This window comes from Staphylococcus sp. FSL H8-0121 (genome assembly GCF_038008425.1).
Taxonomy (GTDB): Bacteria; Bacillota; Bacilli; order Staphylococcales; family Staphylococcaceae; genus Staphylococcus; species Staphylococcus pasteuri.
Window position 1 is genome coordinate 224509 of record NZ_JBBOZB010000001.1, and the last position, 13090, is coordinate 237598.

Sequence of the window (13090 nt, forward strand, 5' to 3'; positions counted from 1 at the left end):
TATAAACTTAATAAAAATGTGTATGAACTAAATATAGGGAGTGTACGTGGATGAAAAATTTAAAAGCAAGCGAAATTAGACAAAAATATTTAGACTTCTTTGTTGAAAAAGGTCATATGGTTGAACCATCTGCACCATTAGTACCTATCGATGATGATAGTTTACTTTGGATTAACTCTGGAGTTGCAACTTTAAAAAAATATTTCGATGGTCGAGAAACACCTAAGAAACCAAGAATTGTTAACTCACAAAAGGCTATTCGTACGAATGATATTGAAAATGTAGGTTTCACAGCAAGACACCATACTTTCTTTGAAATGCTAGGTAATTTCTCAATTGGTGACTATTTTAAGAAAGAAGCTATAGAATTTGCATGGGAATTTTTAACAAGCGATAAATGGATGGGTATGGAGCCAGAAAAATTATACGTCACAATACATCCAGAAGATACAGAAGCTTATAAAATTTGGAACGAACAAATTGGCTTAGAAGAAAGTCGAATTATTCGTATAGAAGGTAACTTTTGGGATATTGGTGAAGGACCTTCTGGACCTAATACTGAAATTTTCTATGATCGCGGTAATGATTTTGGCCAAGATGATCCAGAAGAGGAAATGTATCCAGGTGGAGAAAACGAACGCTATTTAGAAGTGTGGAATTTAGTGTTTAGTGAATTTAATCATAATAAAGATCATACTTATACACCACTTCCAAATAAAAATATTGATACCGGCATGGGATTAGAACGTATGACTTCTATCTCACAAAATGTACGTACAAATTATGAAACAGATTTATTTATGCCAATAATTAATGAAGTCGAAGAAGTGTCAGGTAAAAAATACCTTCAAAAAGATGAGCAAGATGTAGCGTTTAAAGTTATAGCTGACCATATTAGAACTATTTCATTTGCAATTGCTGATGGTGCTTTACCAGCAAATGAAGGACGTGGCTATGTATTACGTAGATTATTGCGTAGAGCAGTAAGATTTAGCCAAACATTAGATATCAATGAGCCATTTATGTATAAATTAGTTGATATTGTTGCGGATATCATGGAACCTTATTATCCAAATGTCAAAGATAAAAGTGATTTTATTAAACGCGTTATCAAATCAGAAGAAGAAAGATTCCATGAAACACTTGAAGAAGGTCTTTCAATTTTAAATGGATTTATTAGTAAAGCCAAAGAAACTAATAATGAAATTAATGGTAAAGATGCTTTTAAATTATATGATACGTATGGCTTCCCAATTGAACTTACTGAAGAGTTAGCAATTCAAGAAGGTTTAACTGTTGATATGGCTACATTTGAAGCAGAAATGCAACAACAACGCGATAGAGCACGTCAAGCTCGCCAAAATTCACAATCTATGCAAGTTCAAAGTGAAGTATTAAAAAATATTACTACTGAAAGTCACTTTGTTGGTTATGATACTACAGATTATCAAACAGAATTGATTCACCTTATTGAAAATGGAGAAGAAGTTGAAAAAGCAGATGCTGGTGAAACAATTTACTTCATGTTAAAAGACACACCATTTTATGCAGTGAGTGGTGGACAAGTAGCTGATAATGGTACTGTTAGTAATGAGCATTTTGAAATTTTAGTGACTGAAGTTACTAAGGCACCTAATGGTCAAAATTTACACAAAGGTGAAATTCAATTTGGTCAAGTAACAAAAGGTGCACAAGTTGATGCTAGTGTGAACAAAGATGAACGTCGTTCTATCCAAAAAAACCATAGTGCCACACACTTATTGCACGCTGCTTTAAAAGAAGTTTTAGGTGACCATGTTAACCAAGCAGGTTCATTAGTAGCACCAGACCGTTTAAGATTCGACTTCTCTCATTTTGGACAAATGACTCAAGATGAAATTGATCAGGTTGAAAGACGTGTCAATGAAGAAATCTGGAGAGGTATTTCTGTTCATATTCAAGAAATGGGAATTAATGAAGCTAAAGAAATGGGTGCAATGGCACTGTTTGGTGAAAAATATGGTGATATTGTAAGAGTCGTTAATATGGCACCATTTTCAATAGAATTATGTGGTGGTATTCACGTAGACAATACTGCTGAAATTGGTTTATTCAAAATTGTTAGTGAATCTGGTACTGGTGCAGGTGTTAGACGTATCGAAGCATTAACAGGAAAATCAGCGTTCTTATATTTAGAACATATCCAAACTCAATTCAATATTATTAAAGATCAAGTTAAAGTGAAAACAGATGATCAAGTTGTAGACAAAATTACTCAATTACAAGAAGAAGAAAAGAACTTATTAAAACGTTTAGAACAACGTGATAAAGAAATTACAAATCTTAAAATGGGTAATATCGAAGATCAAGTAGAAACAATAAATGGTTTTAAAGTATTGGCAACAGAAGTTGAAGTACCTAATGCTAAAGCAATTCGCTCAACTATGGATGACTTTAAATCAAAATTACAAGACACTATTATCGTCTTAGCAAGTAATGTAGATGGTAAAGTTTCTATTATAGCTACAGTTCCTAAAACTCATACAGATCAAATTAAAGCAGGTGACATCATTAAAAATATGGCACCAATCGTTGGTGGTAAAGGTGGTGGCCGTCCAGATATGGCTCAAGGTGGCGGTACTCAACCTGAAAATATCACAGAATCATTACGCTTTATTAAAGATTACATTAAAAATATGTAATTTTAGTTACAGTTCGTGTAGAATAAAATGGAATCAATTTATGAATTGAAGGAGTGACGAAATGGAAAACTTTGATAAAACAATGAAATTTAAATATGAAGATATTCCAGAAGAAGATGTCAAATCAGTATTAGAGAATGTCCACCGAACACTAGAAGAACGCGGATACAATGCAGTAAATCAAATCGTAGGATATTTATTATCAGGTGATCCTGCTTATATTCCACGTCAAAATGAAGCTAGAAATCAAATTCGTCACATTGATAGAGATGTGATTATGGAAGAACTCGTATCTAATTATTTAGCTGAGTCTAAAGAATAGTATCAATGTTAAAGCATAAAATACTTGGTTTAGACGTAGGTAGTAAAACAGTAGGAATAGCGATTAGTGATTTAATGGGTTGGACTGCTCAAGGTTTAGACACACTCCATATCGATGAACAAAATAATGAATTAGGCATCGAACAATTAGTTGAAATCATCAAGAAAAATGATGTCGGTACAGTTGTAATCGGTTTGCCCAAAAACATGAACAATTCTATTGGATTTCGTGGAGAGGCTTCGTTACAATACAAAGAGAAACTTCAAGAAGCATTACCATCTATTGAGATTGTCATGTGGGATGAAAGACTTAGCACGATGGCAGCTGAAAAGTCATTACTAGAAGCAGATGTTTCAAGACAAAAAAGAAAAAAAGTAATAGATAAAATGGCAGCCGTATTTATATTACAAGGCTACCTAGACTCTATTTAATAAAAGGAGAAATAAAATGACTGAACATAATCACGATGCAGAATTAAAAATTAACAATGAAGAAGAATTATTGACATTATATGATGAAGATGGAAATGAAGTTCTTTATCGTAAAATGCTTGAATTCTATCATCCTGAATTCAAAAAAGAATATGTAGTACTTGCTGAAGAAGGCGCACAATCTGATGAAGACGACATGATTGAATTAGTACCAATGATAAATGAACCTGATGAATCAGGTGACGGTGGTAAATTAGTCCCAATCGAAACAGATGAAGAATGGGATATGATTGAAGAAGTAGTTAATACTGAAATTGATGAATAATCTTAGAATAAATATTTAAATTTTACTCCTTATGTAACGATATCTATTGAATATCTGACATAAGGAGTTTTTCTATATATGATTTGTTCAAAGTTTGTTTACATACATGCTTATCATTTAGATTTATACTTATATTCACAAAGAATTTATGGTAAAATATTTGGAGTTAAATATTTTATATATCGTTATGTAACATAACGTTTAAAATACTTGTACGTAGTTACAATCAGTCAAAGCCATTGGTTATTTTACTAATCAATATTGTGACTGATTTATTTTATTGCCTTTTTAAATTGTAGTTATTTTACACAAAGGAAGTCGTTGTATAATGGATAATAATGAAAGTTATATTCTCAATTTACATAAAACTAATGATAATGACATTGAACTTTTAAGAGAATATGCAAATACAAATCAAGTGCCGATCGTGGATCGTAATACACTAGAAATAATCAAACAAATTATACGTATTCATCAAACTAAACGGATTTTAGAAATTGGTACGGCTATAGGATACAGTTCAATGCAATTTGCTTCAGTGTCTAATGATATACATGTAACTACAATGGAAAGAGACCCAGAAATGATAGACCAAGCGAAACATAATATCACTTCTAATCAATTTACTAATCAAATTGAGTTAATTGAAGGTGATGCATTAGAACAATTTGATAAAGTTAAATCTCAAACGTTTGACATGTTATTTATTGATGCTGCGAAAGCACAATCGAAGAAATTTTTTGAACTATATACGCCTTTACTTAAAAAGGGTGGCATTGTTGTGACAGATAACGTTTTATATCATGGTTTTGTCTCAAATATCGATATAGTTCGTTCACGTAACGTACGTCAAATGGTTAAAAAAGTACAACAATTTAATGAATGGTTAATGCAAAATGAACAATATACAACTAACTTTTTAAATATGGACGATGGTTTAGCAATATCTATTAAAGGAGAATGACTATGACAGAATTACTAGTTACTCCTAAGTCAATAACACATATGGAAACACTAATAGAAATAGGTGCAGATGCATTTGTTATTGGTGAGCAAAAATTTGGTTTACGACTTCCAGGAGAATTTAATCGAGAAGACATGGAAAAAGCAGTAACATTAGCCCATGAGAATGATAAGAAAGTGTATGCTGCAGTTAATGGTTTGTTTCATAATTATCATTTAGCAGCAGTAGAAGATTATATTCAATTTTTACATCAAATTGGTGTGGATAGAATTATTTTTGGTGACCCAGCTGTTGTGATGTATGTTAAACAACAAAATAATCCTATTCCATTACATTGGGATGCAGAAACACTTGTTACTAACTATTTTCAGTGTAACTATTGGGGACAAAAAGGTGCTACAAGAGCAGTATTAGCGAGAGAATTAAGTCTGGAAGAAATTATAAATATAAAAGAACATGCTGACGTGGAAATAGAAGTTCAAGTTCATGGCATGACATGTATGTTTCAATCTAAAAGAATGTTATTAGGCAACTATTATACATTCCAAGATAGACAAATGAAAATTCAACGTAATGAAAATCAAAATGATTTATTATTATATGATGAAGAACGCGAAAATAAATATCCTGTTTTTGAAGATTATAATGGTACACATATTATGTCACCAAATGATATGTGCCTTATAGAAGAATTAGAACCGTTTTTTGAAGCAGGTATCGATTCATTTAAAATTGACGGCATATTACAGACAGAAGAATATATCAATGTTGTTACACAACAATACAGAGAAGCAATAGATTTATATAATGAAGATCCTGAAACTTATGAAGATGAAAAATTTATGCTTGTAGATCCTATCGAAGACATTCAACCAGAACATCGACCATTTGATGAAGGTTTCTTATTTAAGCATACGGTATATTAGGAGGCTGAATCATGAAGACATTAGAAGAAGTTAAACAAACTTCAAATACTAAAATGAAGAAGCCAGAATTACTTGCTCCAGCTGGTAACTTAGAAAAGTTAAAAATTGCTGTACATTATGGCGCAGATGCAGTTTTTTTAGGCGGACAAGAATATGGTTTAAGATCAAATGCTGATAACTTCACAATGGAAGAAATTGCTGAAGGTGTTGAGTTTGCAAACCGTTATGGTGCAAAAATTTATGTTACGACTAATATTATTGCGCATGACGATAATATGGAAGGGTTAGACGATTATCTTATTAATCTTGAAGCGACAGGTGCAACAGGTATTATTGTTGCTGACCCCCTTATTATTGAAACTTGCAAAAAGGTAGCACCAAAATTAGAAATTCATTTATCCACACAACAATCTTTATCTAATTATAAAGCAGTTGAATTTTGGAAAGAAGAAGGATTAGATCGTGTAGTTCTAGCTCGAGAAACAGGAGCTATGGAAATGAAAGAAATGAAAGAAAAAGTTGATATTGAAATAGAAGCCTTCATTCATGGTGCTATGTGTATTGCTTACTCTGGTAGATGTACATTAAGTAACCACATGACAGCACGTGATTCCAATAGAGGTGGCTGTTGTCAAAGTTGTCGTTGGGATTATGATTTACTACAAGTAGATGAAGATGGTGAACTTGATTTATTTTATGAAGATGGACAAATCGTCCCATTTGCAATGAGTCCGAAAGACTTAAAATTAATCGAATCAATCCCACAAATGATGGATTTAGGTATTGATTCGTTAAAAATAGAAGGCAGAATGAAATCAATTCATTATATAGCTACTGTTGTGTCAGTATATCGTAAAGTAATTGATGCATATGCTGAAGACCCAGACAATTTTAAAATTCAACCTGAATGGTTAATGGAATTAGATAAATGTGCTAATAGAGATACAGCACCAGCATTCTTTGAAGGTACTCCAGGATATGAGGAACAAATGTTTGGAGAACAACAATCGAAGAAGTCTCCTTATGATTTTTGTGGCTTAGTTTTAGATTATGATCAGGATACAAAAATTGCTACAATTCAACAAAGAAATCACTTTAAACCTGGACAAGAAATTGAATTTTTTGGTCCGGAAATTGAAAGTTTTAAACAAGTTGTTGATACCATTTATGATGAAGAAGGTAATGAGCTTGATGCTGCGCGCCATCCATTACAAATTGTACAAATTAAAGTTGATCGTCCAATCTATGCAAACAACTTGATGAGAAAGGAAATCGGTTAATGACACAAACGACGATTATAGGAATTGCTGGAGGCTCTGGCTCTGGTAAAACGACAGTCACAAATGAAATTATGAAAAATCTTGAAGGTCATAGTATTGCATTATTAGCGCAAGACTATTATTATAAAGACCAATCACATTTAACTTTTGAAGAGCGTTTGGAGACAAACTATGATCATCCATTTGCATTTGATAACGATTTGTTAATTCAAAATCTAAGAGATTTACGAAATGGCAAAGCAGTTAAAGTACCAACATACGATTATGCTAATCATACAAGAAGCGATCAAACGATTGCATTTGAACCGAAAGATGTTATCATCGTAGAAGGTATCTTCGCTTTAGAGAATAAAACGTTACGTGATATGATGGATGTTAAAATATATGTCGACACTGATGCAGACTTAAGAATTTTACGTCGTCTTAAAAGAGACACTCATGAGCGAGGACGTTCTATGGATTCGGTTATCAATCAATACTTAAATGTGGTGCGTCCAATGCACGTGCAATTTATTGAACCAACTAAGAAACATGCTGACATCATCATCCCAGAAGGTGGTAGTAACAAAGTAGCCATAGACATTATGACTACTAAGATTCAATCTTTAGTTAGTAAACAATAGTATTTAAAAGTAAAGGAAGATGACATAATGGAAAATCAAAAACAATATCCAATGACTCAAGAAGGGTATGAAAAATTAGAACAAGAATTAGAAGAATTAAAAACAGTTAAAAGACCTGAAGTAGTTGAAAAAATTAAAGTTGCACGTTCTTTCGGCGATTTATCTGAGAACTCAGAGTATGATGCGGCTAAAGATGAACAAGGTTTTATTGAACAAGATATCCAACGTATTGAACATATGATTAGAAACGCTTTAATCATTGAAGATACAGGCGATAATAATACAGTACAAATTGGTAAAACTGTTACGTTTATCGAATTACCAGGAGACGAAGAAGAAAGTTACCAAATCGTAGGTTCAGCTGAAGCGGATGCATTTAAAGGTAAAATCTCAAACGAATCACCAATGGCGTCAGCATTAATTGGTAAAGAATTAGACGATGAAGTTCGTGTACCACTACCAAACGGTGGAGAAATCAACGTTAAAATTGTAGATATAAAATAATTAACTATTCTAAAAATAGTCGCAACAGCCTGGGACAAAAATCAGTGTCTCAGGCTACAATTATATATAGGCAGTAGTTGACTGATAAAGTAATTCTTTTTTCTTTAGAAATTAGAATTACTTATGCATGAGTGTTAACTCATGTAATCCTTAGTGGAACACATTAGCTAAAGCTAATGTGTAAGTATCACTAAACTATTAAAATAGTAGTGACACTTTATTTTTCAAATCTAGTCAACCTTGCCGGGGTGGGACAACGATAAAGAAATACTTTTTCTTTAGAAATTAGTATTTCTTACGCATGAGTTCAACTCATGTGTTCCATTAATGTACACCTTAGCTAAAGCTAATGTGTAAGTACTACTAACCTAATAAAATTAGGAGTAGTGCTTTATATTTCTGTCCCACTCCCTTGCGCTTTTTTGGAATGTTTAATATTTAAGTGAGACATTTGAAAAATCTTTTAATTTAATGCAATCATTTTAATAAGGAAAACTTATTTGGTGATAACGATTACAGTGACAAATTAAACTTATTATGATTAAATATAATAAAGAATTTTTTGAATAGTTAGTAATTATTATTAGTAAACGTAAATCTTAGAATGAATTGAGAAATTGGTTATTACTAATAATTAGAATAATTTATTAAACAATCACGCAAATAAAATGATACAATAATATAGCACAACAAACTAGTCCTATAAAAGGGGAGGAATTGGTAAGTTGGAAACTAGATTGATAAATGAACAATCTTTAATGATTTATTTTGATAATGAAATTACTAAAGATACATATAATAAAGTAAATAAATTAGTTCAATATATTAAGGAACAAAATCATAAAGAAATCATAGATATAGTACCTTCATATAGAGCTATTTTGATTTCGTTTGATAACACAAGTATTGATGGCACTAAATTAATTGAAAATTTAGAACTTAATCAATTTAATGACTCAGAATCAAATCAATTACAACAACGAAAAGTAGTAACAATACCCGTAGTTTATGGTGAAGAATTTGGACCTGATTTGGAAGAAGTTGCCTCTAGTAATCAATTAACAACTGAGGAAGTAATCCAGATACATACACAACAACCCTACTTAATATATATGTTAGGTTTTATGCCAGGATTTCCATACTTAGGTGGTCTAGACGAACGTATACATACACCTCGTCGTTCAGAGCCAAGAGTAAAAATTGAAGCAGGATCAGTTGGTATTGCGAATAACCAAACTGGTTTATATCCTTTAGATTCACCAGGTGGTTGGCAAATTATTGGACGTACGCCGCTAAAAGTATTTGATTTAGATAGAGAGCCAATGACAATCTATGAAGCTGGTGACTATATTCAATTTAAAGCGATTACACAAGATGAATTTGAACAAATTCAAGCAGATATTAATGCTGGAAATTTTGAATTAGATAAGTGGGTGACTTACGACAATGAGTATTAAAATTATAAAGCCAGGCTTGTTCACAACCGTTCAAGATGAAGGAAGAAAAGGCTATATGAATTTAGGTTTTTCGGAAGCTGGCGCACTTGATAAATTTAGCTATTTGATTGCTAAGCATCTAATCGGTAATGAAGGCCCTTCACTTGAATATACAATTGTAGGACCATCTATACAATTTTTAAGTGATAATTCATTTACCATTACTGGTGGACAGTTTAATGCAAAATTAAACGGGAACCCTATACAGACACAAGTCATCTATGAAGTTCATCAAGGTGATATTTTGGAAATCGGTAATGCTATTAAAGGCGCTCGAGGTTACATTACATTTGGTCAACCATTGGATATACTAAAAGTTGCAAATAGTTATGCAACGCATACTAGAAGTAAAATGGGTGGCTTTAAAGGTCGTGCATTAAAGAAAGATGATGTTATAGATACAGTATCATTACCTAAATATAAGAAATATGTAGGTCAAGCTGCAGAAATAAATTTAAACTATGAAGACAATGTGATTCATATTGTCGAAGGGCCACAAATTGAAGCTTTTTCAGAAGAGGCTAAAGCAAAATTAGTTGAAAATGAATTTATTATCTCAGATATGTCAGATAGAATGGGATTTCGCTTAAAAGGTGAAAGTATCCCACCCGAAGAATCTGCAGATATTATTTCTGAACCAGTAGCCTTAGGCAGTATCCAAGTTCCAAATGATGGAAACCCTATTGTATTATTAAATGATAAACAAACTGTTGGGGGCTATACAAAAATTGCAACAGTAACACAACTAGGATTAAATAAATTAGTTCAATTACAACCAGGAGAAGCTGTGCAATTTAAATGGATATCAATTGAAGATGCTATAAATGAATCTGCAACATTTAACGAGCAATTTGAAGACGAATTATCAAATATACAAAAACAACCGCTATACGAACTATCTATGTTAAGACAAACATCAAAAAAATTAGCGAATCTACTTAAAGGAGATATTTAATCAATGAATACTAAAAAAATAGAAGAAATCATTAAACTAGTCAAAGCTAATGATGTGAAAAAATTTAAATATAAAGATTTTGAAAGTGAAATTGAATTAGATTTTACAGAAGGACAAGTATTAGCACAGCCTACCAATGTACCTCAAGCTCAAAATGGTGCGACATCAAATGGTGTAAATCAACAAGATTCTCAAAAAACTGATGTTCAATCTGAAGAAAATGCGATCAAATCACCAATGGTCGGAACATTCTTTTTACAAGATAGTAAAGAATTAACAGAACCTCAAATTAAAGTCGGCGATAAAGTAGAAAAAGGCGATGTTATTGGTTACATTGAAGCTATGAAAGTAATGAATGAAGTTACTAGTGATATTGCTGGTGAAGTAGCTGAAATTGTTGTCGATCATGGAACTAATGTTGAATATGACCAAGTTTTAGTAACGTTGAAGTAAGGGGGTACAAGTAAATGTATCGATGTTTAATTGCAAACAGAGGGGAAATTGCTGTTAGAATTATTCGTGCCTGTAGAGAGATGGGCATTGAAACTGTAGCAGTATATGCTAAAGGAGATGAAGATAGCTTACATGTAGGATTAGCTGATCAAGCAGTTTGTATTGGTGAAGCAAATCCACTAGATAGTTATTTAAATATTCCTAGAATCATAGGTGCTGCAGAGGTAACTGGTGCGAATGCTATTCATCCGGGATATGGATTTTTATCTGAGTCAACAACATTCGCTAAAGCTGTAGAAGATAATAATATCAATTTTATCGGACCTAATAAAACAACTATGGAAATGATGGGAGATAAAATTACAGCTAGACAAACTGTTGATGGTGCTGGAGTTCCTGTTATACCTGGTTCAACAGATGAAGTTAAAACTGTAGAAGAAATAAAAACACTGGCAGAAGACATTGGTTATCCTGTTGTTTTAAAAGCTGCAAGTGGTGGCGGTGGTAAAGGAATACGTATTGTTAAAGAACCTGACCATCTTGAAAAAGCGTTAAAAGAAGCTAAAAGTGAAGGACAAAAATACTTTAATGATGACCGAGTATATGTAGAAGCCTTTATTCCTGTTGCTAAACATGTTGAGGTTCAAATTATTGGAGATGGAAAAGATAATTTTGTTCATTTAGGAGAACGTGATTGTTCAGTACAAAGAAAAAATCAAAAATTAATTGAAGAATCTCCATGTGCTGCACTAACTGAGGAAAGACGCCAACGTATTTGTGATGATGCAGTTAAAGTTGCTCAAGCTTCAAATTACAGAAGTGCAGGTACGATTGAGTTTTTAGTTACTGAAGATGCACATTATTTCATTGAAATGAATGCAAGAATTCAAGTAGAACATACTGTTACAGAAATGCGTGCTGACAGAGATTTATTACTTGCACAACTTTATCTACTACAACATGATGAGCTTCCTTTTAAACAAGAAGACATTAAGTTTAATGGTCATGTAATTGAGGCAAGAATCAATGCTGAAAATCCTGAAAAGCATTTCCAACCAACACCAGGTAAAGTAAATGCATTACACTTACCACAAGGTTTTAACGTTAGAGTAGATTCACTTCTATATCCAGGATATAAAGTATCTCCTTATTATGATTCTTTAGTAGCAAAAGTAATTGTAAAAGGTGCAGATAGAGCTAGCGCAATTCAAAAGTTAAAAGTAACTTTAGATGAAATGGTTATCGATGGTTTTACAACAACAGCAGATTTCCTTTATGCAGTATTAAACTATCCTGCATATTCAGATGGAGACGCAAAAGATGTTGATATTAAATTCCTTGAAAAACATCAAATAAGTAAAGGAGTGGAATTATAATGCAAATTGATTTAAATTGCGATTTAGGCGAAGCATTTGGTAATTATTCTTTTGGTGGAGATAAAGATATTCTTCCTCTAATTACATCAGCAAACATTGCTTGTGGTTTTCATGCTGGTGATGCGAATGTAATGAATGAAACAATTCAATTAGCTAAAAAAAATAACATTGGTATAGGTGCACATCCTGGTTTACCTGATTTACAAGGTTTTGGTAGACGTAAATTAGATATGACACCTGATGAAATATATAACATTGTAGTATACCAATTAGGCGCATTAAATGGCTTTTGTCAAATACACGACGTTAAAATGAATCATGTTAAGCCTCATGGAGCATTGTACCAAATGGGTGCTAAAGATGAAGCTATAGCAAATGCTATTGCTAAAGCAGTTTATGATTTTGACTCAAGTCTTGTATTTGTTGGTTTAGCTAATACATTACTTATTTCAGAAGCAGAAAAAGTTGGATTAAAGACAGCTTCAGAAGTATTTGCAGATCGTCGATACGAAGATGATGGTCAACTTGTAAGTCGTAAAGAAACGGATGCAGTGATTACTGATTCTGAAGAAGCATTGGAACAAGTTGTAAAAATGGTAACTGAGAATAAAGTCATTTCAAAAAATAATAAGGAAATCACTCTTCAAGCAGACACAATATGTGTTCATGGAGATGGCGCACATGCGCTTGAATTCGTAACAAAAATAAGAGAAAAATTAACGAAAGAAGGCATTGATATCCAAACTTTATAGGG

The 13090-nt window shown here is 32.4% G+C and carries 14 protein-coding genes; all 14 read left to right on the forward strand.

The window, feature by feature from the left end; translation table 11 throughout:
- Positions 1–50: 50 nt before the first annotated feature.
- The 14 genes from alaS to pxpA all read left to right on the forward strand — a co-directional run bounded on the left by alaS (position 51) and on the right by pxpA (position 13088).
- Positions 51–2681, forward strand: a complete 2631-nt coding sequence (gene alaS / locus LFT63_RS01165; RefSeq protein ID WP_017637079.1) for an alanine--tRNA ligase — start codon at positions 51–53, stop codon at positions 2679–2681.
- 61 nt (positions 2682–2742) lie between these two features.
- Positions 2743–3003 carry an IreB family regulatory phosphoprotein gene (locus LFT63_RS01170; protein WP_017637080.1) on the forward strand — a complete coding sequence of 87 codons (261 nt, stop codon included), beginning with the start codon at positions 2743–2745 and terminating at the stop codon, positions 3001–3003.
- Between the two features lie 5 nt (positions 3004–3008).
- Entirely contained in the window at positions 3009–3434 is a 426-nt protein-coding gene (gene ruvX / locus LFT63_RS01175; protein ID WP_046466759.1) for a Holliday junction resolvase RuvX, read from the forward strand.
- 16 nt (positions 3435–3450) lie between these two features.
- Positions 3451–3759 (forward strand): DUF1292 domain-containing protein, encoded by a 309-nt coding sequence (locus LFT63_RS01180; RefSeq protein ID WP_017637082.1) that lies wholly within the window; start codon positions 3451–3453, stop codon positions 3757–3759.
- A gap of 328 nt (positions 3760–4087) precedes the next feature.
- Entirely contained in the window at positions 4088–4723 is a 636-nt protein-coding gene (locus tag LFT63_RS01185; protein ID WP_340767788.1) for an O-methyltransferase, read from the forward strand.
- Between the two features lie 2 nt (positions 4724–4725).
- Complete coding sequence (locus LFT63_RS01190) at positions 4726–5649, forward strand: peptidase U32 family protein (RefSeq protein ID WP_029055713.1); 924 nt, start codon at positions 4726–4728, stop codon at positions 5647–5649.
- 11 nt (positions 5650–5660) lie between these two features.
- Positions 5661–6929, forward strand: a complete 1269-nt coding sequence (locus LFT63_RS01195) for a peptidase U32 family protein (protein ID WP_017637085.1) — start codon at positions 5661–5663, stop codon at positions 6927–6929.
- Entirely contained in the window at positions 6929–7552 is a 624-nt protein-coding gene (udk, locus tag LFT63_RS01200; protein ID WP_017637086.1) for a uridine kinase, read from the forward strand. Before LFT63_RS01195 ends, udk begins: the two co-directional genes overlap by 1 nt.
- 27 nt (positions 7553–7579) lie before the next feature.
- The gene (gene greA / locus LFT63_RS01205; RefSeq protein WP_017637087.1) at positions 7580–8056 is read left to right on the forward strand and encodes a transcription elongation factor GreA; all 477 of its coding nucleotides are present in this window, start codon (positions 7580–7582) and stop codon (positions 8054–8056) included.
- Between the two features lie 725 nt (positions 8057–8781).
- Positions 8782–9513 (forward strand): 5-oxoprolinase subunit PxpB, encoded by a 732-nt coding sequence (gene pxpB, locus LFT63_RS01210; RefSeq protein WP_029055714.1) that lies wholly within the window; start codon positions 8782–8784, stop codon positions 9511–9513.
- On the forward strand, positions 9503–10507 hold the full coding sequence (locus LFT63_RS01215) for a 5-oxoprolinase subunit C family protein (RefSeq protein ID WP_029055715.1): 1005 nt from the start codon (positions 9503–9505) through the stop codon (positions 10505–10507). The genes pxpB and LFT63_RS01215 overlap by 11 nt, the downstream gene beginning before the upstream one ends.
- Before the next feature lie 3 nt (positions 10508–10510).
- Entirely contained in the window at positions 10511–10960 is a 450-nt protein-coding gene (locus LFT63_RS01220; RefSeq protein WP_029055716.1) for an acetyl-CoA carboxylase biotin carboxyl carrier protein, read from the forward strand.
- Positions 10961–10974: 14 nt separating this feature from the next.
- Complete coding sequence (locus LFT63_RS01225) at positions 10975–12336, forward strand: acetyl-CoA carboxylase biotin carboxylase subunit (protein ID WP_017637091.1); 1362 nt, start codon at positions 10975–10977, stop codon at positions 12334–12336.
- Positions 12336–13088, forward strand: a complete 753-nt coding sequence (pxpA, locus tag LFT63_RS01230) for a 5-oxoprolinase subunit PxpA (RefSeq protein WP_029055717.1) — start codon at positions 12336–12338, stop codon at positions 13086–13088. The genes LFT63_RS01225 and pxpA overlap by 1 nt, the downstream gene beginning before the upstream one ends.
- The last annotated feature ends 2 nt before the right edge of the window (positions 13089–13090 follow it).